Genomic DNA, 25140 nt, shown 5'->3' with positions numbered 1-25140 from the left:
CTATATAAGGAGACCTTTATGACAGACTTACAAGATAAAATTCAGCAGACGGCAAGCTATATTCAAGAAAAAGGAGTAGCAGATGTTGCATTTGGATTGATCCTAGGTTCAGGACTAGGTGAATTAGCAGAAGAAATCGAAAATCCTGTAGTGATTCCGTACAACGAGATTCCACATTTCCCTGTTTCCACAGTGGTTGGTCATGCTGGACAATTAGTTTATGGAAAATTGTCAGGAAAAAATGTATTAGCGATGCAAGGTCGTTTCCATTATTATGAAGGAAATCCAATGGATACTGTGACTTATCCTGTTCGTGTCATGGCTGCTTTAGGCATTCATTCAGTGGTTGTGACAAATGCTGCGGGCGGTGTGAACGAAGGCTTCCAACCAGGGAATTTGATGCTGATTACCGATCATATCAATTTCATGGGCACCAATCCGTTAATCGGACCAAATGATGAGAACATGGGTCCACGCTTCCCAGATATGAGTGCAGCTTATACGAAGGAATACCAAGAAAAAGCACGTGAAGTCGCAAATAAATTGGCTATCGATTTGCAAGAAGGAGTCTACATGGGCTTCACTGGACCAACCTATGAAACGCCAGCGGAAATTCGCATGGCTCGTACAATCGGCGCGGATGCTGTTGGAATGTCAACCGTACCGGAAGTCATCGTGGCGGCTCACAGTGGTCTAAAGGTTCTAGGTGTCTCTTGTATTACCAACTTAGCGGCGGGCATGCAGGCGAATTTAAACCATGCTGAAGTTGTTGAAACAACTGAGCGTGTCAAAGAGGACTTTAAGAAATTAATCAAAGAAACCTTAGCGGTGTTATAATCGTATAGAAGTAAGTATATTGTTGGGAGGAATACAATGAGCGTTCATATTGAGGCAAAACAAGGTGAGATCGCAGATAAAATTTTACTGCCGGGAGATCCGTTACGGGCGAAATTTATCGCGGAGAATTTTTTAGAGGATGCGAAATGCTATAACAATGTGCGAGGCATGTTAGGCTACACTGGAACTTATAAGGGTGAACGTGTGTCCGTACAAGGTACTGGGATGGGCATGCCGTCTGCTGGTATTTACGCACAAGAATTGATTCAATCTTATGGCGTGAAAAAATTGATTCGCGTGGGAACCTGCGGTGCGTTGTCTAAAGATGTCCACGTTCGTGATTTGATCATTGCTCAAGGAGCGGTGACAAGTTCTTCAATGGTGAAAAAACATTTTCCAGATTTCCACTTTGCACCGATTGCTGATTTTGATTTAATGATGAAATCATATAAAGTGGCGATGGAAAAAGGCTTTACTACTCATGTTGGAAATGTGCTGTCAGAAGATACTTTCTATAAAGATGATTTAGCACCAACCTTCAAATTAGCTGAATATGGTGTTTTAGGTGTTGAGATGGAAGCTGCGATCTTGTACTATTTGGGCGCGAAATTCCATGTTCAAGCATTAGGAATCATGACCGTCAGCGACCACATGGTGACGGGTGAAGAAACCACTTCAGAAGAACGTCAAAATACCTTTAAAGATATGATGTATGTTGGATTGGAAACATTGATTGCAAAATAAGATCTTAATCGCTCTTCATTCGTGAAGGGCGGTTTTTCGTGTATTTTAAGAATACTAGGTATAATAGAAGAAATGCTTAGTAGGAGGGCAATATGAAAGTAGTTGTACGTAAACGCACAGTAGGAAATATTCCATTGCTTGAAGTCGTCGCAGAAGACAAAATTTATGAACCGCTGCCGCTGGTCATCTATTACCATGGCTGGCAAACGGCGAAGGAATTGGTGTTGACGCAAGGGCGAAAATTAGCAGCGAAGAATTTTCGGGTATTGCTGCCAGATGCTGCAAATCATGGTGAACGTAAGACGAAAACTTCGGAGATTCCTTCCCTGACTTTTTGGGATAGTATCCAAACAAATTTGTACGAGTTCGGTTTTTTGGTGGATTATTTTGAAAATCTTGGATTAGTCATGGGGAAAATTGGCGTTGGCGGGATTTCGATGGGTGGAATTACCACCTGCATGCTATTAACTCAACATCCGGAAATCAATGTAGCTGCTTGTGTAATGGGTTCACCGGCTCCGATCAAGTATCGTGAACGAATCGCTATGCATGCTGGCGAATTAGGATTTTATTTACCGAAGGATTATCGGCAACTGACTTCGTGGTTAGAAGCGTATGATTTATCTTTAGCACCGGAAAAAATTTCGGGGCGTCCTTTATTCTTTTGGCATGGGACAGAAGATGAAAAGGTGCCTTATCAGCATACCGCTGATTTTATTAAAGCGAATCCGCAAGACAATATTACATTTGTCAGCGCGGAGGAACGGCACTTTGTTCAGATTGCCACGATGGATCAGATTACGGAATTTTTTGCGGATAACTTAGGTATATCTGAGCGAACTTAGTTCCATTCTGGAAAACTTTGGTTTATGCTTATTGGATAGAAGTGAACAGTAGGAGGAAAGTTAAATGGAGAATTTTGATTTTCATGTAACGACGGATATTCGTTTTGGTAAGGATCGCTTGGCTGAATTGCCGGAAGTATTAAACCAATACGGCAAAAGAGTGTTGATCGTATACGGCGGAGGCAGCATTAAAAAGATCGGTTTATACGATAAGGTGATGGAACAGCTGAAGGCGAACGGCAACGAAGTCTTTGAATTAGCCGGTGTTGAACCAAATCCACGTGTAGAAACTGTGCGTCGTGGTGCAGAGATCTGTCGGAAGGAAAAGGTTGATGTGATTTTAGCAGTCGGCGGCGGGTCAACGATCGACTGTGCGAAGGTCGTCGCGGCGGCGACTAAATTTGAAGGAGATGCTTGGGATTTAGTCTTGCAGCGTCGCAAATATCAAGGCGGGGCGTTGCCATTAGTGACGATTCTGACTTTAGCCGCAACCGGTAGTGAAATGAACAGCGGGGCAGTAATCTCTAATCTTGCCACTCATCAAAAATTAGGAACTGGAAGCAAAGCAATGCTTCCAAAGGTTTCTTTCTTAGATCCGCAAAATACTTTTAGTGTGAACAAGTATCAAACAGCGGCTGGTTCTGCCGATATCATGAGTCACTTGATCGAAAATTATTTCAAACGGACAGAAGGAACCGATGTCCAAGATTCGGTTTCTGAAGGCTTGATGCGGTCAGTGATCAAAAATTGTCCGATTGCGTTGAAGTATCCTGATGACTATGATGCGCGTGCAAACCTGATGTGGGCAAGTACTTTGGCTTTGAATGGCTTAACTGGCAACGGCAAGCCTGGTGCTTGGTCATGTCATCCAATGGAACACGAGTTGAGCGCCTTTTATGATATTACTCATGGCGTTGGTCTAGCAATCTTAACACCACGTTGGATGGAATATGCCCTGAATGATGAAACGGTCGATAAATTTGCTAGCTTTGCGTGGAATGTTTGGGACGTAGAAGAAAGAGTGCCAATGATGGCGGCGCGCATCGGGATTCAAAAATTATATGATTACTTCAAGGCTTGCGGTATTCCAATGACCTTACCAGAAGTTGGTATTAATGAAGAAAAATTTGATGAAATGGCAAAACAAGCGGTGGCTCACAGTACGATTAAGACGGATGCTTTTGTGCCATTGGACGAAGCAGCAGTGAAGGAAATCTTTACAGCATGCTTAACAGAAAGCAGTTTTGAATAAGTGCATTAGACTGAAAAACGGCAACTCATGACGAGTCGCCGTTTTTATTCGGCATGATAAAATGTAGAATCCGCGAAAGTGTTTTTCGCAGTATTTCTGTCACTTTAGGATGAGACAACAGGTAAGTGATAAAGCCGCTGCCGGCCACTAAGAGAATTAAATGAAGGACAGGATTATCTTCAAATTGGGTAAATTCTACTAATGGCGCCACTAGGTAAACATGGAGTAAGTAAATGGCCAAAGTTCGTTGTCCCCATGCTGTGAAAAAGTGTGGTTTATTATTGACGAGGGCTAAAAAGACGAAAATAAAGGCAAAGCCAATTCCGTATAAAAAGACGATCGTCAGTAAATTTTGTAGTAAAGGAACAGGAAAGAATGCATACGCACGATCTCGCCATAAAAGCTCTGGCGGTAAATTATTTTTTGTCCAAAGATAGGCGTTAATGATCCCAAAAATAATAATCCCAAAACTGATTACCTTCCTGAAAGGAATCTTACGGATTCGAGCGACATGTTCGGGGGTCGTATAATACCCAGCTAAAAAATAGGGCAGAAAGCCCAATGTCCGCGCCATTGCCATATAGGTTCCGAATTCGGTCAAAAAACCGGAGAAAATTCCGATAATAAAACTTAAAATTAAGATTCTTCGTACTTTCACGAGGTCTGGTAGCAATAAACGCCAGATAAACATACAATATAAATACCAAAGGGTCCAGCCCGGACTCAAGATCATGAATTGATCAATCTTGCCGATGGCCAGCATGATCAGGGTCAAAATTAAATTTAATAGCAGATAAGGGACAAGAAAGGTTTCCACTGCTGTGGAGCGACCCTTTTTTAGATTTTTTGAGAAATAACCGGAAATAAAGATAAAAACCGGCATATGGAACAGGTAGATGAAGACGTAGAGAAACTCACCGACCTTGTTATCTAAACGAAAATATTCCAACGCGTGTCCTAAGACCACGAGCAAAATCAGGATGCCGCGAATATTATCGTAAAGGTATTCGCGATTTTGTTTTGTGATTGTGGACACCTCCTTCAGATTCCGTTATGCTTAAGAAGCAGACTGCGATAGTCCACCGTGTCTATTGTAGCATGAAACGTCGAGTTCTATGCGATTATGTGGGAATTATTTGGAGGATAAAGCGATGCGCTATTCAGCAAAATTTGTAAAGAATGTTTTTAAAGTGATCAATATGAAAAAGCTTGTGGGAGCGACAATGGTAGATCCGCCAAAACGTCGGCGTCTGATCAGTCGTCAACTTTCGCAAACGGATATCCCACAAAAAATCGCTGAAATCGATGGGCATCAATTAATCACGTTATTTCCAGGGCATCCTACGAGACGTCATGTATTTTATCTACATGGCGGAGGCTATGCGCTAGAGGCATCGCCATTTCATAAAGAAATTCAAGAGCGTTTTGTGAAGCGCTATAATTTAAAAGTAAGCTATTTCGATTATCCCCTAGCACCTGAGAATACGGCAGAAAAGACAGTACCGCTAACGGAGATGGCCTTTCGCCAGTTGGCGTACTTATATCCAGATGACTGCTTTTTCCTATTTGGCGATTCTGCTGGCGGCGGATTAGCGATGAGTCTGGCACAGCACTTACGGAATATTGATCTGCCGAAGCGACCAAAGAAAATCGCTTTAGCCTCACCGTGGCTGGATGCGTCACTAAGCGATCCACGTTCTCAGGAATTGCAGAAAAAGGACGTCCTGTTAGAAAAGGACTTGCTGGCGGAAGCTGGTGAAAATTATGCAGGGGAATTACCGTTGACCGATCCAATGGTTTCGCCGATTTATGGCAATTTTGATCAACTTGGAGAACTACTGGTCGTTGCTGGCACGGATGAAATCTTATATCCTGATGTCCTGCGTTTGCAGGACCGAATCAAGCGCAGTCAAGGAACCACGATGCGCTTGGAGGTTGTGGAAGGCATGATGCATGATTTTGTCGTTTACCCATTAAAAGAATCACTCCCATACGTTGATCAAATTGGTGAATTTTATCAATAATGAGCTATAAAGCAACTTAACCAGACAAAGGAGGGGAAGGATGGCACAAAAAACAAAACAGCGCGCTCCCTGGCAGCAGAAAGTTATTCAAGTGGCGCCAGCCATTGGCCTAGCTGCCTTTATTATTATATTGATCTACATTAGACATTCTGGAATTTTTAGTTCTGTCGCTGATTTGCAGCACTTTATCAAGAATTTTGGTAATTTTGCTATCGTAGCTTTCATCGTTGTGCAGGCCATCCAGCCGATTGTTCCTTTCTTACCTGGCGGATTTGCTACGATTGTTGGAATGTTAATGTTTGGTAATATTCCAGGAGTTTTGTATAGTTATATAGGATTGGTGATTGGCGAAGTCGGATTGTTTTTATTGGTTCGCCGTTTTGGTTCGAGATTTGCTCGGCTCGTCCTGTCTGAGAAAAATTTTGAGAAATTTGAGACGACGTTGCAAGACCATACTCAAGACATCAAAAAGTTATTGATTGTTTGTTTTATCTTTCCCTTCCTGCCAGATGACCTCACCTGTTTGGTAGCGGGAATGACGGATCTCTCTTTTCGTGAGTATCTGAAGATCGTATTGATTTTCAAGATTTGGTCAGTGGCTTCCTACGGCTATTTCTGTTTATTCGTCTTAAATAAAACATTCGCTGGTCTTTAAAATTAGAATCGAAACAAACAAGGGACTGATTTTATCGAATCAGTTCCTTCATTATTGCTTTAAAATGAATAGGAGAGAAAATGAAATGATTCGTTACGGTATTTTAAGTACAGCTCAAGTCGTTCCGCGTTTCGTGGCGGGAGTGAAGGAAAGTAAAGGTGGTACAGTAACGGCCATTGCGTCTCGTGGGATCGAAAAGGCCCAGAAAATGGCTCAAGAGTTAGACATTCCACAAGCTTACGGAAGTTATGAAGAGCTTTGTCAAAGTGACGATGTAGATATCGTTTATGTAGCGGTCTACAATAAGGGGCACTACGATGCCGCAAAATTAGCTTTGTTGAATCATAAGCATGTTCTACTAGAAAAGCCTTTTACTATGACGTTGGCTCAGGCGGAGGAATTATTTGCATTGGCTAAAGAACGTAATTTGTTTTTAATGGAAGCGCAAAAGGCGCTGTTCTTGCCAATTACCAAGCAAATTCAGCAGGTGATCCAAAAAGGAAAAATCGGACCGTTGCGCTGGTTAGATTCAGTAACGGCTTACCCCAATATTGATCATATTTCGTGGTTCCGTGATTTGAGTGCGGGCGGCGGTGTTTTCCGAGGAGCCGGAACGTATCCGTTAGAATACATGCAGCATTTATTAGGGGCTTCACCTGAGGAGTTCAAAGGTACACTGACTTTTCCAGAGGGACAATCTGACGCGCAAGCGCAAGTAACTTTGAATTTCCCAAACGGTGTGATTGGCACGATCTTTTTGACTGTTGATCTAAACCTAACAAAACGAATGATTATTTATGGAGAAAAGGGAAAAATTATTGTTCCTGATTTTTGGAAAACAGATAAAGCCGAAATTCATTATAATGATGGGCAAAAAGAAACGCTCAGCAGTAATCAACACAGTGAGTTTGTTTTTGAAGTTGATCATGTGAATGCTTGTCTGGAGCAAGGATTACTGGAAAGTCCAATCGTTACCAAGGAATTAACCTTAAAAACAGTAGCGATTACGGAAGCAATTTATAAGAACTATCAAAAATGATTGTCAAAGACTAAGCTGATGTGCTATAGTGTGTCACATGCGACGAGTCGAGTGGATCTGAAAGATTGATCCTTCGATCCAGAGGCACACGACGCAAGTCACCTGTCGGATTTCAGGGTGTCGGAAAGAAGCTTAGTGGACGAAGAACCTTTCTATCAATTATTTGGTACTGGGAGAACCCCTCTTAGAATTTTATTCTAAGAGGGGTTTTTTGCGAGTTACGCTTTTCGCAGTTTAATAAGAAAAGAGCATTGATCTCAGATTTTGAACAAATAAATAGTAGTGGTGTTTAGCGGAATCGTATGCGTGGCGAGAATAAAACTCATTTTCCTGGTTTTTAGGAAAATGAATACATTATGACTGAGCTAGTTGTCAGTTATGCTTTTCGCAGTTTGTCAATTGATGAAATGTATCTATGTTTTCTAGCATGAATAGTAGACAAGCTGTTTAGCATAATGATATGCGAAACGAGAATAGATTCATTTTACCGGTTTTTGGGAAAATGATTTCCTAGTTCTGAGATAGCTGCGAGTTCCACTTTTCGCAGTTTAATAGAAAAATAAATACAATATAATTGAGTTAGCTGTCAAAACGATATACCAAATTTACGATGAAAGAAATTCTTGACCTTTACGTTACGTCAAGGTGTAAGATAGTTCTTGTCAGGAGGTGCAGAATGAATTATACAGTGAAACAAATGGCGGAAATTTCAGGCGTCAGTGCACGGACGCTGCGATTTTATGATGAGCGCTCATTACTGAAGCCTGCTTTTTTAAGTGAGGCAGGCTACCGCATGTATACTGAAAAGGAAATTGATCGACTGCAACAGATTCTTTTGTACCGCTCAATGGGTATTCCGTTGAAAACAATCAAGGAATTAGTGGACCGTCCTGACGAAAAAATCGCGGATACGTTGATCCAGCAAAAAATCCAATTGGAGCAAAAGCGCCAAGAACTAGATCAGCTGCTGGAAACAATTGACAAGACCTTGCGTTACTATAAGGGAGAATTAAAAATGACAAATAAAGAAAAATTTGAAGCGTTTAAACAAGAAAAGCTCACGGAGAATGAAGCAAAGTATGGAAAAGAGGTCCGTGAAAAATATGGAGAAGAAACGGTCGAAGCCTCGAATCAAAAATGGCAGAATATGAGTGAGGCCGATTATCAAAGAATGCAGACAATAGAAGCCACGCTAACTGAGAAATTGAGGAGCTATTTGACAGAAGAGTCACCGTCCTTGGCTGAAGAAATTTATCAGCTGCATAAAGAGTGGCTGAGTTTCAGCTGGAAGGCATACTCCGGTGAGGCTCATAAAGGATTGGCTGAGATGTATTTAGCCGATGAGCGTTTCACTCAGTATTATGATGAAAAGAGCGGTGCGGGAGCGACAGAAGCGTTGGTCCAAATCATCCAAACATATGCGTAAAAAAATCGAGCCTCGGCTCGATTTTTTTATTGTTTCATTAAACGTCGTATCTGGGCTTATATTGATCAGCTAAGAGACAAAGTATATTTATTTTGATAAAAAACAAAAACAGATTTTTAAAAGCTGCCGATCTATCTTTTAGGTTTTTTTAAATAACGAAAATGAATTTATTCGAAAAAATAAAGTACATTCTTTTGGATAACGCTCTTTTTATAAATTATTTTCAAATGCCTTAAGACTGCAAGTGTGAAGCCAGGGTAAATTAAAAAGTTATTTCGATAGTGGGAAAGGAATCATCACGCGATTTATTCGTGTATTTTACTAGATTTTTCAAAAAATATCCAACTTTATATGTCTAATATACTTAATCGATATTCAACTAAATGAATGTTTGAAATTTTAATGAAAAGTAAAATAAAGTGATTTAATAACTACTTGTTTGTGCTTTTTTCAAAAAAATCAAACTGAAAACTCGAGTTTATGACATCTATAAATAACTTAAATATAATTATTTCCGAATTTGCGGAACTTTTTCTTGTTTTATAAAATAATAGCGAAGGAATGACTCTTGGGATAAAGGGGGTAAGAGTATGCTAGGGAAAAGAAAGAAGTTTCTCATTTTAATTGGGGGAATTTTTTTAAGTTTAATAGGTTTAATGACTGTGAGCACTCGGACATTTGCAGAAAAAAATGAAGAGATATTAATAGAAGAATCCTTTTTGACTGTTTCGTATAGTACAGAATTGGCAGACAAGGAGAATATTTTTCATATCAAACTAAGTCGTGAGGGGAAAAATGAGCAACAGCAAAACCGCTTAAAACTAAAATTATTAACAGAAAAGGAGAAAATCATTGATTACCCTGCGGTTGATGGGATGGAAGAAAAAGATGGGTGGTTGATTGAACAAGAATTCACTCATTCGGGTGAGCGTGAACTTAAAATTGCGGTTCCTAAGAAATATGAAAAACTTCAAATGTATGTAGAGCTAAATGAGCAGACTACAAAAAAATCTCAGAATGAACAAGACACTACGGAATCTGACACCGATATATTAGGAATAAATGAACCTCTTTGGTTGAAAGTAGAAAAAAAAGCTACCAAGAAGGATTCTAAAAACTCAGTAACTGACAACGGCGAAAATAGTTTTTCGCTTTATTCAGATCAAAAGATTTTTTCAAAGCCAGCTGAAGTACCATCGGTGGCGAATGCTAGAAGTGTAGTTCATAGCAATTCGTATACCAATAAAGAGCCAATCTACAAGACGGACAACGGGAAATACCCGGAATTCTCTTGGCAGCCAATCGGTCAGACTAATGTGATCAATCATCAAGGCGGTAAGGATAATACAGCTGCGAATGTTTGGGATGGGCTTCAAAGCTGGGACACTTTTACAGACAACTATAAAAATTCTTATATTTATTACGGAGTTGGCGCGAAGGAAAAAGGTGACATCGCCCTAAGAAAATACGCAACCGAAACAGATAAACCAGATGAGTTCAATATCAAATTGAATGTTCGAGGAGATTCACTTACGAAACCAGGTGTTGATGTCATGTTTGTGTTGGATAACTCTGCATCGATGACTTACACCGATACTCAATACAAAATTGGCGGAAGATTGAGAAAAGATGTTTCAATAGATTCTTTAAGTCATTTAATTACTCAGTTTAAAAACAATGTTCCTGATAATGTAGGTTATTTAAGACTTGGGGGTGTCGTATTTGGCTCGGATGTAATCAGCACTTCCAATTTATCATCACGGTACAGCGATTGGGATCAGCTAGTAACAAAATATCGCAACGCTAGTACGCAAAGCCAGCAAACCTATACACAAGGGGGATTGATAGAAGCGCAAAAAAGACTGTTAGCAGATAATAATGGACGAAGAAAAGTCCTCTTTCTTCTAACGGATGGGGCGCCAAATAGAAGTAGGGATCCGCTAGCAGGCAAAAGTGATACGACAATCTTTCCTTCTAAGGTAAGAATCACGCAATATAAACCACTGACTACAGGGCAAACAGATGGAAATGCTGGAGTGACCTTTAATTCAAATGGATCAACGTCACTTTATGTGTTGAACTCTGGATGGAATCCCGTGGATAATAGATTTCGGATCACTAATATAGAAAATCCTAATGCTCCGCTGTTGATCGAATCTCATTTAGATATGGCAAATTCTCAAGCGGCAGATTTAAGAGACAAGGGCATTGAAATTCAAGCAATCGCCATGGGAGCTTATGGGGGGCCTGGAGAATTCCATAGCTCAGAAGTGTTGGTAAAGGGACTTTACAAAATGACCACTCAAAGAGCGAATACTACAGGTAACTCAGAAAGAGATTACTATTTCTATCAAGCACAAAATTTAAGTGATTTTGAGAAATCCTTCCAAGAATGGTTTGAATCAACGCTTACAACGGTTGAACGTGGTGTGATTGAAGATCCGCTGGGAGATATGGTGGAACTAGTTGGGACGCCAGTTGTATCGGATATTTCATTAAGAAATGGTTTGGGAACAAAAGCAATCAAGTCAGAAAGGATGGCAGTAGTCGATAGTTCGAACCCAAGAAAAATAAGAGTAACGAATATCAATCTTTACGGCAATCAGGAAATTGAAATCACTTATAAAGTACGTTTAAAAACGGAAGAGTCTAGTTTTGCTTCGGGAAGATGGTACCCAGCCAATGGAAAGACAATATTACACTCTTCACCTGACCGTACCGAGGACAAGTTAGATTTCGGTGTTCCATCAGTTCGAGCATTCAATGAAGATTTTGTTATTCCAGTAAAAAAAATCTGGTCGGATGATGAAAATAATCGCTGGCAGAAGCGACAAGAGGTAATTGCTGTTTTGCAAAAGAAAGATGGGAATCGATGGATTGATTTACATGAAGTTGATCTGAATACAGAAAATCATTGGGTTAACCGCTTTCCTGCAGTTTCTGGGAATCCCACTATCGAGTATCGAGTTATTGAGAAAATTGGAAATCTGAATAGAGTACCTGGTTATGCCAAGCCGGTATATAGTCAGGAAAGTTTTACCTCTAGTAATTTAGATTCAATTGGAATTACCATCACGAATCGATTGCTGACTACTGATTATTCATTTAAGAAGGTGATGAAAAACGGACAACCGTTTACTGATTCAAATGAGAAAAGACCCAAATTTACTTTAACAGAAACGATAAAAAATATGGTAGTAGTAAGAGATGTTGCGCCTGACAATGGAGGCGTCGTTAATTTTACTGATCTGCCTGCAGGTATTTATCATGTAAGCGAAACGTTTGTTCCAGAAGGATTCAAAAAGTGTGACGATTTCATCTTTACAGTGACAGAGAGAACTGATGGTACGGCGGTTATCGCTGATTCATCGAATAAAACAGTCACTAATGAACTAAATAAGTTCAAATTAACAGTTGTTAAGACTGATGAACAAGGAAATGAAATCGTGGGTGCTGCGTTTCGTTTGAGAAATTCCTCTGGAACATACAACAAAACGCTCACTTCTGGATCAACCTTCGTTTTTACAGATATAGATTCGGGTGTCTACTATCTCAAAGAACTGACTGCTCCAAATAGCTATATTGGTTTAGATGGAGAAATTACCATTGATATTTTTGACAACGGTCTGGTGTCATTTGATGATAATCCATGGGTAGCTAATACAGTTGAACTAGGTAAAGATGAGAATCAGGTGACGATAAAAGTAAAAAATCGTAGTCGAACAGGAACACTACCGAGAACGGGGAGTTTTGCTAATCGGTCTTTCATTCTATTGTCTGCTATGTGTTTTATGACCGGTGTTGGGTTAGTCGTAGTCTATCTGTATATCCATAGAAGGAGAGGATGATTGAGGAAATTATCCAGCTATCTCTGAACAAATTAGCGGTGAGTCATACGCAGAAGTTCATGAATAAAAAAACAGGATCAAAATCAGCTATCTGATTTTGATCCTGTTTTTTTGATAGTCTCTAGAAATTGACACAGAAAGAAGAACACGCAGCTAACTCCTATTAAGGAAGAACTTTTTCAAAAAGCGAAAAAGTTGATTTGAATTTCGTACGCATACGATTCTACTAACCTACTAAAGTAGGAAGAAGAACACGCAGCTAACTCCTATTAAGGAAGAACTTTTTTAAAAAGCAAAAAAGTTGATTTGAATTTCGTACGCATACGATTCTACTAACCTGCTGAAAGCAGGAAGTAGAACTCGCAAAGACGATCGAATATGTCGGTCGATCGTCTTCTTTTGTTAGTTTTATTTTGGAAAGAGAAACTAACTGTGGGTAGTATAGCACAGAATAATTCTTTTGCATTGAGACACTTTGATAGGTGCGTACTTTATAAGATGAGGATTTTCTAAAAAAAGCGAAAAAGTCAGATTTATGTTTAAAAAGTGTGCGTAATTCTATTTTGTTTGCAGCAGTTTATTTTTCTCCATCATGATTTTCCGAACCATTGATTGGACATTTTTCAGGTCTTCGTATTTGTCTTTGCATTCTAGAAACAGGATGGGTTTATTATGGACGTTCTTGATTGGGAAAAATTTATTGGTGCTGATAATTAGATCAACGGATTCATCGGCTAATAAAAAGCGATTTGGGTCGACAAAGTTCAATTTGACCAATCCGTTGGTGCTTTTCATAAAGAATTTTTTTAACCAAATAGAGTTAAACTCGCCTTTTGAATCATCAATAAAAATAGATAATTCGTATTCTGTCATAAATTCATTGGCAATACTTAAAGCGGCGTAAAGAAAAATGGCGTAATCAAGCTGTGAATAGATTAGGCTATTGCGGGGACAGATGTTTTCAAAACGAACCCGCAGATTTTCTTGTACGATCGCCATATCATCGGGATAAAGATTGTGATGTTCGCCAATCGGTACATAGTTATAAAAGCTTTTGAACAATAAACGCGTGTGAATGACGTAAAGCTCTTTTTCCAGCTCGTCATAATCAAATTCAAATTGATTAAAAAGCAGGCCGATGTTTTGGAAAAAGAACTGATTGGCCTGATAAATATTTGAATCAATTTCTTGGTGATACTTCTTTATTTCACGGAAGAAGCTGGTGTTACGATAAAAGACCATTTTTGATTGTAGGAATAATAGCATAAAATAAAGTTCGTCTTTAAAATTCGCGTAAGCCGAGACGTTTTCTTCCGTAATAAAATGGAAATGCTGAACAAATTTATTTCCAATCAGGATAGACTCCACCGGCAGTTCATTGTTTTCAATCGGATGATTGGATAGATAGCGGATCAGCGTAATATCTACTAGATAATCGTATTGAATTTTAGTGATCGGATCGATTTGATCTGAAAGTAAAAAGCTGAGTTTCTCAAAAATAAAATTCTTTTCAGTCGAATTTTCGATATTGAAGGGATGACCGTAGCCGCCATATAACTGCCAAAAGAAGCTCAAGAAGAAGAGACGAATCGTTGGTTCTAAGCCGGATAATACGATCTCGCCATTTCTAATATGAAGATCGATATTGGCTTCTTTGAGGAAATCCCGCACTTCGTACACATCTTTTTTCAAGGTAGAATAACTCAGGCTGTATTTATTCGTCAGCGAATCCATCGTATTTTCTTTATTTAGCAGTAGCCCCTCCAGCAAGTCAATCTTAATCGAGATGTGATAGATGGCTAAGCTCAATTCCTTATTTTCCACGTAATTTTGTTGAATGATTTGGTAGTTTCGGTCCGAGATAGTTAGCGGATTGGTTCCAATACGTTCCTTTACCTCGTTAGAAAGCATCGCTAAACGCTCCAAATATTTCAACGTTGTTCGTTTCTCAAACCCAATTTGTTCTGAAATTTCATTGATATCGTGAAAGCCGGGATTTTCTTTTAAATAAGTAAAAATGGCGAAAAGCGCCTGACTCTCAAAATCTAATAGTAGATCGATGCTCATGAATTAACACTCCTTCAAGGTCACTAGTATAATCCGCAATGATTAAAGGAAGGGTAAGCACTATGTGAAAGTTGATTTAAAGATAACTGCGAGGATTCTTTTTTGTGTCCGCTTTTTTTGTGAGAACTATCATTTGATGCAAAAGATTAATATCGAGTTTCTAAAAGTTTGCGTCTTTTTTTTGCACAATTCGAACCTTTTCTTTTTTTTCTTAAAAACCTTTTTTATTTACTACTAGAATTAATACAAAAGGGTGATTATTAAAGGATTTCTTCCATTGTGGTGATAGCATGTATTTTAATATTTTTTCTAATTTGCTGTGTTTAGCGTAGTTTGACTTTGAGTTTGTAAAGACTATGATGATGGCTGTAGTTCGAAAGGTGCGCACTTCGATTGCAATGAATTTAAAGGATGTGTCACAAATGAATAACGAAGAGAAGAACGCCTCTATTAGCGATCATAATCAGCTCACAGGTGTTCAACTATTCTCAATGACTACTTCAATGGTCATGACTGTCTACGGTTTTGCAGCCTTCGCTAAACAAGGACCAACAGCTTTGTTCTTCCTATTCTTAGCAGGGATTCTATGGTTCATTCCTGTTACTCGTTCCGCTGGAGAAATGGCCTCAGTTGATGGTTGGAGTAAAGGCGGAATCTTTACTTGGGGACGTCATATGCTAGGCGAACGCCTAGGGTGGTCTGCACTATTTTACCAATGGATCCACATCACTGTTGGTATGTGTACCATGATGTATTTCATCATTGGCTGTTTATCGATCACTTTTAATGTTCCAGTTATTAATACAAATCCATTGTTCAAATTCATCATCATGATGGTTATCTTGTGGGGCTTGATCTTCGCGCAACAACGAGGAACAAAAATCACAGGGAAAATTGCTCAATGGAGCTTTACAATTGGTGTTATTATTCCAGTCTTTCTATTGTTGTTCTTAACGATTACTTATCTAGTAAAGGGCAATCCAATGTTGATCAAAATCAATCCACACACGATTTTGCCATCAAGCTGGAGCGGTAATGTGTTAGTCGGATTTGTTCCATTTATTTTAGCCTTTGCAGGTGCTGAAGGTTCAGCTACTCACGTTAAAGACTTAAAGAAACCATCTATCTATCCAAAAGTTATGATGGCTTTGGCCATTTGTGCGATTGCTTCTGATATTATCGGAACAATTTCAATCGGTGCAACAATTCCCAATGCCAAAATTCAATTAAGTACTGGTATTGTTTATGCTTATGGCGCTTTAGTTCAACAATTTCCATGGATCAATGTAGTCTTTATTGAACGGTTGATTGGTTTACTACTAGCAATTGGGATCATTGGTGAAATCAGCAGCTGGGTCGTTGGTCCAAATGCTGGAATGTACGAAGCAGCGAAAGAAGGCTACTTGCCAGAACGCTTTGCTAAAACAAATCCTTATGGTGTCGAAACAAACGTCATGATCTTGCAAGGTGTGATCGTTTCAATCATGGCTGCGTTATTAACCTTTGGTGCCGGCGGAGACAAATCGAACCTTTCATTCCAAACAGCGATGAGTTTAACTGTTGCTCTGTATACCTTAATGTATATGCTGATGTTTGTTACTTATTTAGTTTTAGTGTTCAAACACGACGATTTGCATCGGACATTCCGTGCAGCAAAATCAAAAGTAATGCGTGTCATCATGGGTGTTCTAGGTTTAGTTTTATCAGCTTTCGGGTTTGTCGTAACATTCTTCCCACCAGCTGCTTACAACATGCAACAAAAACATACGTACCTAACATTATTATTAACAGCTTTTATTATCGTTTTCTTTATTCCGTTTATCATGTATTTGTTCCATGGAAATTGGACCTTGCATCATCATGATAAATCAGGAAAAGATTTGCACCATCAAGTTCATTAGAAAATATAAGAAAGTACAAATAAGGATGTCAGTTCCACTTTTCGCAGTTTGTCTTTTGATAGAACAAAATAAAGAAATTTATTTGAGACATGGCTAGAAAGGTTTAGCGGAATGATATACGGCAAGAGAATCGACCTCATTTTTCCCTGGAAAAATGATTACTTTAATACGAATAAGGAGATCTTTTAAATGCATACAGATTATTTAGAAAGTTCATTTTTAGGAAGCAGAGAAGCAGCACGCAGCATGCCTAAACAAGTATTACCTGATGAGGGTATGAACCCTGACACAGCCGAGACGCTCGTCAATCATATTCGATTGAATGAAGCGAAAGCAGATCAAAATTTGGCTACATTCTGTACCACTCAAATGGAACCACAAGCGGATCGCTTGATGCTTGGTTCACTTGAAACGAATGCGATTGACAAATCAGAATATCCAAAAACCACAGCAATGGAAAACTATTCAATTAGTATGATTGCACATATGTGGAATATTGGTGAAGGCAAAGAATTATATAAAGACTTCATCGGAACTTCAACAGTAGGTTCTTCAGAAGGTTGTATGCTAGGCGGATTAGCGTTATTGCACAGCTGGAAACACCGTGCAAAAGCAGCCGGATTAGATATCGACAACTTACATGAACACAAACCTAACTTAGTTATCATGTCTGCATTCCAAGTAGTATGGGAAAAATTCTGTACGTACTGGAATGTCGAGATGCGGGAAATTCCAATGGATGAAAACCATATGTCATTAAATACTGACATCGTTATGGATTACGTAGATGAAAATACGATTGGGGTCGTAGGTATCCAAGGGATCACTTACACTGGCCAAGTAGATGATATTCAAAAATTAGATGAACTTGTTTCTGAATACAACAAAACAGCTAAATTACCAATCAAAATCCACGTAGACGCAGCCTTTGGCGGTTTCTTTGCACCATTTGTTGATGGGTTCAAACCATGGGATTTCCGTTTGAAAAATGTAGCATCAATCAATGTTTCAGGACATAAATACGGGATGGTCTATCCTGGGATTGGTTGGATTGTTTGGCGTGAAAATACGGAAGAATATTTACCATCAGAAATGCGTTTCGCTGTACCTTATCTTGGAAGCAGCGTAGATTCGATCGCTATTAACTTCTCACATAGTGGGGCACATATTGTAGCACAATACTACAACTTGATTCGTTTTGGTCGTGAAGGATTCACAGCGATTATGAACAATGTAAGAGAAGTATCTAAACGAATCAATACAGAATTAAAAGCGCTAGGTATTTTTGATATCATCAATGACGGATCAAAATTACCAATCAACTGTTGGAAAATTGCGGATAATATCGAATTAACTTGGAACCTATATGATTTAGAAGACAAGCTAAAAGAATACGGCTGGCAAGTGCCTGCTTATCCACTTCCAAAAGATCTTGATGATGTAACTATCAGCCGAATCGTCGTTCGTCCAGCTATGACCATGGCTATCTGTGATGACTTCATTGATGATTTACATCGTGCAATTGACGATCTAAATCGTAATCATTTGATTCATCACGCATCTTAACCTATAATAGCATCTGTTATTAAAGTCCTAATAATCTCATCATTTATTAGGGCTTTTAAACTGGAGGGAATCAAATTGAAAAAAGACAAAGTAGAAGTTACCGGCGACGTACGAGTGAGATACGCACCAAGTCCAACAGGTTTTTTACATTTAGGGAATGCGCAGTCGGCGTTATTCAACTATCTGTTTGCCAAACATTATAAGGGTACTTGGGTTTTGCGAATCGAGGATACTGACTTGAAAAGAAATGTTCCACATGGTGAAGAAAGCCAGATGGAAAATCTTCATTGGTTAGGTATCGACTGGGACGAAGGTCCGGATAAACCGAAAGTTGAATTTGCCCCTTACCACCAAAAAGATCGTGTGAATTTGTATCACAAATATGTACAACAATTATTAGACGCTGGTTTAGCCTATAAAGACTATGCCACTGAAGAAGAATTAAAAGAATTACATGAACAACAAATCGAAGCCAAAATCGCGCCTCATTATGATGGTCGCTGGTATGGTGCAACAGAAGAACAAATCAAACAAGCCGAAGCAGAAGGCCGCAAACCGACCGTTCGCCTTCATTTACCAGAAGACCACGTTTATGGCTGGGACGATATGATTAAAGGCCGAGTGGAATTCAATTCTGATAATATCGGCGGAGATTTCATTATTGAAAAAAGTAATGGGATGGCAACGTACAATTTTGCCGTAGTTATTGACGACTATTTAATGAAGATGACCCACGTTTTACGCGGGGATGACCATATTGCAAATACACCAAAACAAATCGCTGTATACGAAGCACTAGGTATCCCACAACCACTATTTGGTCATATCACACTGATCTATAGCTTGGATACTCATAAAAAATTGAGTAAACGGGATAAAAATACCCTGCAATTCATCAGTCAATATCGTAAATACGGTTACTTGAATGAAGCATTGTTGAACTTTATCGCCTTCCTTGGCTGGTCACCAGTCGGAGAAAAAGAATTGTTCACCCGCGAAGAATTGATCGAAGCTTACGATATCAATCGGATGTCCGCTTCGCCTGCTTATTTTGATCAAAAGAAACTTGACTGGACCAATGCGGAATACATTAAAAAGACCTCTGTGGACGAATTGACCAGACGGATTATGCTACTCGTTGACGCTGCTGAAACAGACGTAGCGGAACAATTAAAAGCAATTGGCATCGAAAAGGATCTTGATTTTGTTAAAAAAGTCGTGGATATCTATCACACAGAAGCCAAGACCTTAATGACATTCATGGAAAAAATCTTGTTTATCAAAAATGCCAACCAAGTGACCTTCACTTATACCGACTTGGCAGAATTTGATAGCGAAGGCGTTAAACAAATTTTGACTGCGATGTCAGGAAAATTAAAGGATGATTCAGAACCAGTGGATTATCCTGCCATCTTGTCAGCTGTTCAAGCAGAAACAGGACAAAAAGGACGTAAGCTGTACATGCCATTGAACGTCGTCTTTACCGACAGTAAATCTGCTCCTCAAATCACGGATATCATGTCGGTTATGCCGAAAGAAACGGTTCAGCATTTGATTGACAATGCATTGGCGTTTCTAACTAAATAAATGAAAAACTGCGATTCTCGATGAGAGTCGCAGTTTTTTAGTTAATCATTGTGCTTGGTCTTTTAAAATTTCAGATGCATTTGTTTCTGTTTAAAGATTTTTCCAATTAGAACTGAATAGTTCTCTTCATCAATTCGATAAAAGATTGCATAACTTTGACCAATTAAGATTTGATAAGTCGGAATGTCAAAACCATATAATGGAGAAACATCTTCATGCTTTTTAGAAAATAGTTTTAATAATTCTAGTGAGCGATAAATTAATTGAACGAAGTGTTTGATTTTTTCTTCTGAAAGAAAAAGTTCGTTCTCCCATTCCGATATAAGCTGGATCAGGCTATTTCTAAAAGAGACGGAATAAATGAGCTGATAAGATTTCATTACTCACCCCAACCATATTTGCTAAAGAGCGTAGTCATTTCTTCTTCAGAAACAGTCTGATTCGTTTCAAACTCTGCAAAACTCTCTTCGATTAAATCACGATCTTTCTTTTTTGCGACTTCTTGGGCATCTAATATGAAGTAATTTCCTTCTTTTTTAACCTCCAAGATATCTCCCTCGTGTAATCCCCATTCTTTAGGGAATATTCCCCCAACGGAATTACCAATCTTCCGTACTTTGATTTGTCCCATTCAAATCCCCTCTTTTTTATAGAATTATAACATGTTATAACCATCTAGGAAAGTTATGAATATCTAGTAGCAACTAAAAAAGTCTTGATATGATGATAGAATTGAGTCATTAATAGGAATGAAGATCAATCAATTTTAACCAAAATTGAATCATTACTATGAATGAGGTGAGGGAATGATCGATCAAAAGGCGTTGTTTTTGTATCCGCAGAATCAACGGATTATTTTTCGGAATCAAGAGTGTATGTATGTGAGGCCACATGCGGCATTGTTGCCTTATATTTCGAATTATACATTGACTTTTCCGACGAAACAGGCGATTTCTGAGAATTATACGGTCATTCCTCATGGCTGTGGGACATTGGTATGCGGGATTAAGGACCATCAAATTGAAAATCAGCTGCTTGGCCCAATGACTGTGGCTGCCAATGTAGGTGAGCAGGCCGCGACTTTCAATCAGATATTCATCGTGGAATTTCAACCGGCTGGACTTCATGCGTTTCTAGGTCTTAAACAAAATGAATTAGCGGATCAGCATTTTTCTTTTCAATTGCTTCATGCCAAATTGAATCAGGTGCTGATGGAATTGTTGGAGGCAGCGGAAAGTGTGGAAGAGCTGCTGGCTGGAGTTGATCATTTATTTGTTCGTGCACTCTTAAAGGGCTGTCCGCCAGAGTTGGCAACTTCGAGAAAAACGATCGTTCAACAATCAGGAAATATCTCCTTAAAGAAGTTGTCTAATGAGGTATTTTATAGTGAACATCATCTTACGCGACTGTTTAATGAATATCTAGGAATGAGTACCAAAACGTTTGCTCGTTTAGTCCGAGTCAATCAAGCGATTCGCTTACTGACTCATTCGCAGAGTATTACGGAAATAGTTGAAGCAGCTGGTTATTACGATTTCTCTCATTTTAATCGTGATTTTAAGCAGGTGACGGGCATTACACCGCAAGCTTATCAGCGGAAGATGTCCGATTTTTACAGTGAAATCGCCAAATTCTAAGGGTATAGTTGGTAAAAAAGGAAGGGGAGTCGAGTAGCGGCTCTGATGGGGATAAAAATGAATTTTGGCGGCGTATTATTGGCAGTGAAGGATATGACGAAGGCGAAACAGTTTTATGTAGAGGTTATGGAACAAAAAATAGAAATGGATCTGGATAATATCCATGTTGCTTTTGAGAGCGGCTTTTCATTACAGGCCGATTATGCAGGATTGCTGGGAGTTCCATTGAATCCAAAGGAGCAGTCGGATAATTTTCAACTGTATTTTGAGGTTGAGGATTTGGATAAATGGGAAGACAAGCTTTCAAAGGTCGAAGGAATCGACTTTCTGCATCACAGCAAGGAATATCCTTGGGGCCAGCGTGTGCTGCGTTTTTATGACTATGATAAATTTATCGTGGAGGTCTCAGAAAGTATGGCCAGTGTGGCGAAACGCTATTTAGCTCAGGGAATGTCAGTGGAGGAGACGGCTGAGAAAACAATGTTTCCGGTTGAGTTTGTTGAAGGATTGGTTTAAATAGAAGGAAAAGCTAGAGTGGCTATTCTTTTTTGATTGAATCGATACGTGATGGAACTGTAAATAGTATGCAACAGCTTTTTAGAATTTCATAGATTGTTGATCAAAAAAACTGCCGCAAAAATAAATTGCGGCAGTTTCGTGTTTTTAGATAAACAATGCTTTATATAATGCGATTGCTACGATTGAAGCGATGATTGGGGCAAGTACGGGTACCCAAGAATAACTCCATTGTGAATCGCCTTTGTGTTTCAGTGGTAAGATGGCGTGCATGATACGAGGACCTAGGTCACGAGCCGGGTTTAAACCTGGGCCAGTTGGTCCGCCGAAGGATGCAACTAATGTCCAAACTAAGAAACCTAATGCTAAGTGAGCTGTTCCTAAATTGTTTTGGAAGAATGGCGCTTTGGTAATCCCCAGTGCACCAAAGAATAAAATGAATGATCCGAAGAATTCATTCACGAATCCATTAAATTTAGAACCGACACTATTGATCGTTGAGAAGGTACCTAACACATGTAGTTTGTCCTCTGTTTGATCGTAATAAGGTTTGTAGCTGGCTACTACGACTAATTGTCCGACCATCGCGCCAAGGATTTGGACAACGATGTAAGGAAGAACTTCCGCCCAAGGGAACATGCCGCTAACAGCTAAACCAATTGTAAACGCTGGGTTGATGTGATTACCGCTGATACCGCCGAAAATCATTGCAGGAATCATAACCCCGCAGCCATAACCTACCGCAATCAACATCCAGTCACTTCCGTAACCTTTTGTCCCTCTTAAATCAACATTGGCAACTGCACCGTTTCCTAGCATTACTAGCAAAGCAGTTCCCAAGAACTCAGCTGCTAACCGAGTAGTCAGTGAATAATCCATAAAGACCTCCTATAAAATAATTGAAATGAAAATGTAAATGAAAATTTCATTTTATATCTTAATCCCATTCTTTGTAATTAGCAAATGTTAACCTCAGAAAAACGAGAAATTTCTATAGGATATGACAACAAACGTTATGAAAGCGAAGAACGGCTGCTTTTTAGCTCCAAAAATTGCTTTCTATAAAAAAAATCTCGCTCAATTGAACGAGATTATGTCAGTTTATTAAAACTAGGTGACGAAAGTTTGGATTGTTTTCGATCAGTTTGTGGGCTCCGTAGAAATTTTTATCGGAAAAGCCGTTCAGCTGTGCGGTCAAAATAGATGTTAGTTGATTCTTTTCCCATAAATAGACCAAAAGCTCCATGACCTTGCGGGAATACTCGATACCCTCATCGGTAGTAAAGGAGGATTCCAAGAAATCTTCACAATAGAAGTTGAGGTAGTCCGGATCAAAGTTTTTATTTTTCTTATTTATGAAATGCAAAAGCAACACTTTGGCCGTGTCCTTGAATTCAGACAGGTGATCGAAGTTTTTTTCCTTTTCAGTATCCAAATTGATCACATAATCAACCGGTGTCATTTCCGCGTTCGTCAATTCCTTTGATAGCTGGGTGGATTGAGAGACGACAACATCCGCCCCCATGTTTTTGATCCAGATCTCTGAATTGTTTTTATCAATCGTAGCGGCAACCTTTAAGCCGGCCCACTTCGCTAATTGGATAATGGTCGCACCTAGCCCATCAGAAGTATTTAGGATCAATAAGTTTCCCTGATTTTTTTTTGGCTTAGGTGTCAATTGCAGCTGGGTGAACAATACTTCGAAGGCCAAAAAGAAGCTATAGGAAAAAGCGGCGGCTTCGTCGGTGGGAAAAGAGTCTGGTAGCTTGACGATGGAACGGACATCAGCGATTTGAAAGTTGCTATAGCTGCCGTATTTTCCGACCTTATTGACATAGAGAACACGGTCACCAACATTTAAGTATTGATTGCTGCTGCCTAGACGGGTGATAATGCCGACACCGCCAAAGCCTAAAATATAAGGTTTCTTCGCTCCTTTGATCGTTTGTCGAATCTGCGTATCTAAGGTACTGATCGAGATAGCGGAAATCTTTATCATCACATCATTTTCCCGTAGTTTCGGAAGCATGATCTTGTATTGTTCAAATTTTTTGTCTTCTTTTAAACGAAATTTTTTCTCGAAGCCAATTGCGTCTGAAATCATTCGTTTTACCCTCCTCAGAAATAAATTTCTGAATCTCCAATAATAAAATGGCTACTTATAATATACTTGATTTCACAAAGAGAAGGAAATATTTTCTTTAAAATAGCAAAAGAATCAGCGAGTTTTATCAAAATTTTGAAACGATGTTTGTTCGAAGGGAAAATCACTACGAATTTTTTATCAACATGGGTAGTTGATAACTTGTGACTCAGCGATAAGATAGGTAGAATTACGATAGTAGGAATAAGGGGGAGTAACATGTTCACTGAAAAGAGTTTTGATGTTTTTGATATCGACGGCTTGGATGAACGAATGGCAGCGATTCGCCAGGAAGTTCAACCAACTTTTCAACAGTTAGATGAAGTTTTTCAACAGGAGTTAGAGCCGCTGCTAGACGAAAAGCTATTTATCCACATTGCCCAGCATCGACGCAGGACGACCTATCCGCCTGAAAATACCTGGTCAGCCTTGAGTCGGCAAAAGCGCGGATACAAAATGGAGCCCCATTTTCAGCTGGGAATTTGGCCGGAGTATGTTTTTATGTGGTTATCATGTATTGATCAGCCGAAGGAAGAAAAAGCGATTGCGCAAATTTTTCTAGATCATCCAGAAGTATTTGAGAACTTATCCTCAGATTTTGTTCTATCCGGCGATCACACAAAACCAAAAGTGGAAGAGTTATCACCAGAACGCACAGAAAAGCTGTTGATAAGATTTCGCGATGTGAAAAAAGGCGAATTTCAAATTGGTCGAATCATCAAAAGAGACGATCCAATTTGGGAAAATCCCGAAGCCGCTCAAGCATTTATGGTAGAAACTTATAAACAATTGGTACCAATCTATCAATTAGCGAATCAAACAAGTTTTGCACAGGTGGAAAACTAAAACATAGTTCTATTCAAAAGAGTGTGAAAATAAAATTCTTTTGTTAGGAATAATTGGCTAGATGGTCAGACAGCGATTTTTTCGCTGTTTTTTTTAACATTAAAGGAAGTATAACATTTTAAGCGGTCAAAGGATTGATACATCAATCTTTTGACCGCTTTTCATCTGGTCTTTTTCCTATTAAACTAGAGAGATGAAACCCAATAT

General features: G+C 39.2%; 21 protein-coding genes. 15 read left to right on the top strand and 6 right to left on the bottom strand.

Annotated elements, in window-relative coordinates:
- Positions 1-18: 18 nt before the first annotated feature.
- From KQI58_RS13490 to KQI58_RS13475, 4 genes are all read left to right on the top strand, one after another.
- Entirely contained in the window at positions 19-837 is an 819-nt protein-coding gene (locus KQI58_RS13490; protein ID WP_216409600.1) for a purine-nucleoside phosphorylase, read from the top strand.
- Between the two features lie 36 nt (positions 838-873).
- Positions 874-1581, top strand: coding sequence for a purine-nucleoside phosphorylase (gene deoD / locus KQI58_RS13485; protein ID WP_048722202.1), 708 nt, complete (start codon positions 874-876; stop codon positions 1579-1581).
- Positions 1582-1673: 92 nt separating this feature from the next.
- Positions 1674-2426 (top strand): alpha/beta fold hydrolase, encoded by a 753-nt coding sequence (locus KQI58_RS13480; RefSeq protein ID WP_216409599.1) that lies wholly within the window; start codon positions 1674-1676, stop codon positions 2424-2426.
- 64 nt (positions 2427-2490) lie between these two features.
- A complete protein-coding gene (locus KQI58_RS13475) occupies positions 2491-3678 on the top strand; it encodes an iron-containing alcohol dehydrogenase (RefSeq protein WP_216409598.1) in 1188 nt (395 codons plus the stop codon).
- A 25-nt stretch (positions 3679-3703) separates the two neighbouring features.
- Here KQI58_RS13475 and KQI58_RS13470 read toward each other — a convergent pair whose 3' ends face one another.
- A complete protein-coding gene (locus KQI58_RS13470; RefSeq protein ID WP_216409597.1) occupies positions 3704-4714 on the bottom strand; it encodes an acyltransferase family protein in 1011 nt (336 codons plus the stop codon).
- Between the two features lie 115 nt (positions 4715-4829).
- Here KQI58_RS13470 and KQI58_RS13465 point away from each other — a divergent pair, with 115 nt between their 5' ends.
- From KQI58_RS13465 to KQI58_RS13445, 5 genes are all read left to right on the top strand, one after another.
- Positions 4830-5702: an alpha/beta hydrolase fold domain-containing protein gene (locus KQI58_RS13465; RefSeq protein WP_216409596.1), complete on the top strand. Its 873-nt coding sequence runs from the start codon at positions 4830-4832 to the stop codon at positions 5700-5702.
- Positions 5703-5742: 40 nt separating this feature from the next.
- Positions 5743-6357, top strand: a complete 615-nt coding sequence (locus tag KQI58_RS13460) for a TVP38/TMEM64 family protein (protein ID WP_216409595.1) — start codon at positions 5743-5745, stop codon at positions 6355-6357.
- A gap of 85 nt (positions 6358-6442) precedes the next feature.
- Positions 6443-7396: a Gfo/Idh/MocA family protein gene (locus KQI58_RS13455; protein WP_216409594.1), complete on the top strand. Its 954-nt coding sequence runs from the start codon at positions 6443-6445 to the stop codon at positions 7394-7396.
- A gap of 676 nt (positions 7397-8072) precedes the next feature.
- Complete coding sequence (locus KQI58_RS13450) at positions 8073-8822, top strand: MerR family transcriptional regulator (protein ID WP_216409593.1); 750 nt, start codon at positions 8073-8075, stop codon at positions 8820-8822.
- 590 nt (positions 8823-9412) lie between these two features.
- The gene (locus tag KQI58_RS13445) at positions 9413-12670 is read left to right on the top strand and encodes a SpaA isopeptide-forming pilin-related protein (protein ID WP_216409592.1); all 3258 of its coding nucleotides are present in this window, start codon (positions 9413-9415) and stop codon (positions 12668-12670) included.
- A gap of 558 nt (positions 12671-13228) precedes the next feature.
- Here the strand turns inward: KQI58_RS13445 and KQI58_RS13440 are convergent.
- Complete coding sequence (locus KQI58_RS13440; RefSeq protein ID WP_216409591.1) at positions 13229-14737, bottom strand: helix-turn-helix domain-containing protein; 1509 nt, start codon at positions 14735-14737, stop codon at positions 13229-13231.
- Positions 14738-15159: 422 nt separating this feature from the next.
- Between KQI58_RS13440 and KQI58_RS13435 the strand changes: the two genes are divergently transcribed.
- The 3 genes from KQI58_RS13435 (at position 15160) to gltX (ending at position 19791) form a co-directional block, all read left to right on the top strand.
- The gene (locus KQI58_RS13435) at positions 15160-16638 is read left to right on the top strand and encodes an amino acid permease (RefSeq protein ID WP_216409590.1); all 1479 of its coding nucleotides are present in this window, start codon (positions 15160-15162) and stop codon (positions 16636-16638) included.
- A gap of 189 nt (positions 16639-16827) precedes the next feature.
- On the top strand, positions 16828-18204 hold the full coding sequence (locus tag KQI58_RS13430) for a glutamate decarboxylase (protein WP_016181643.1): 1377 nt from the start codon (positions 16828-16830) through the stop codon (positions 18202-18204).
- A 75-nt stretch (positions 18205-18279) separates the two neighbouring features.
- A complete protein-coding gene (gltX, locus tag KQI58_RS13425) occupies positions 18280-19791 on the top strand; it encodes a glutamate--tRNA ligase (RefSeq protein ID WP_216409589.1) in 1512 nt (503 codons plus the stop codon).
- Positions 19792-19853: 62 nt separating this feature from the next.
- On the opposite strand, the gene KQI58_RS13420 is transcribed toward gltX, so the two are convergent.
- Both KQI58_RS13420 and KQI58_RS13415 read right to left on the bottom strand, forming a co-directional pair.
- Positions 19854-20171, bottom strand: coding sequence for a type II toxin-antitoxin system RelE/ParE family toxin (locus KQI58_RS13420; RefSeq protein ID WP_216409588.1), 318 nt, complete (start codon positions 20169-20171; stop codon positions 19854-19856).
- Complete coding sequence (locus KQI58_RS13415; RefSeq protein ID WP_216409587.1) at positions 20171-20422, bottom strand: AbrB/MazE/SpoVT family DNA-binding domain-containing protein; 252 nt, start codon at positions 20420-20422, stop codon at positions 20171-20173. Before KQI58_RS13415 ends, KQI58_RS13420 begins: the two co-directional genes overlap by 1 nt.
- Before the next feature lie 175 nt (positions 20423-20597).
- Between KQI58_RS13415 and KQI58_RS13410 the strand changes: the two genes are divergently transcribed.
- Both KQI58_RS13410 and KQI58_RS13405 read left to right on the top strand, forming a co-directional pair.
- Positions 20598-21428, top strand: a complete 831-nt coding sequence (locus tag KQI58_RS13410; RefSeq protein ID WP_216409586.1) for an AraC family transcriptional regulator — start codon at positions 20598-20600, stop codon at positions 21426-21428.
- 45 nt (positions 21429-21473) lie between these two features.
- A complete protein-coding gene (locus KQI58_RS13405; RefSeq protein WP_216409585.1) occupies positions 21474-21944 on the top strand; it encodes a glyoxalase/bleomycin resistance/dioxygenase family protein in 471 nt (156 codons plus the stop codon).
- A 147-nt stretch (positions 21945-22091) separates the two neighbouring features.
- Here the strand turns inward: KQI58_RS13405 and KQI58_RS13400 are convergent, their stop codons facing one another.
- Together KQI58_RS13400 and KQI58_RS13395 are read right to left on the bottom strand one after the other, a co-directional pair.
- Positions 22092-22823 carry an MIP/aquaporin family protein gene (locus KQI58_RS13400; protein ID WP_016181637.1) on the bottom strand — a complete coding sequence of 244 codons (732 nt, stop codon included), beginning with the start codon at positions 22821-22823 and terminating at the stop codon, positions 22092-22094.
- Positions 22824-23040: 217 nt separating this feature from the next.
- Positions 23041-24048, bottom strand: a complete 1008-nt coding sequence (locus tag KQI58_RS13395; protein ID WP_216409584.1) for an alcohol dehydrogenase catalytic domain-containing protein — start codon at positions 24046-24048, stop codon at positions 23041-23043.
- A gap of 258 nt (positions 24049-24306) precedes the next feature.
- Between KQI58_RS13395 and KQI58_RS13390 the strand changes: the two genes are divergently transcribed.
- Positions 24307-24933, top strand: a complete 627-nt coding sequence (locus tag KQI58_RS13390) for a DUF1054 domain-containing protein (protein WP_216409583.1) — start codon at positions 24307-24309, stop codon at positions 24931-24933.
- Positions 24934-25140: the final 207 nt, after the last annotated feature.

This window comes from Enterococcus raffinosus (genome assembly GCF_018917525.1).
GTDB lineage: Bacteria > Bacillota > Bacilli > Lactobacillales > Enterococcaceae > Enterococcus_A > Enterococcus_A raffinosus_A.
Note: the sequence above shows the minus strand (reverse complement) of the source record. Positions and strands in the feature narration are given on the sequence as shown.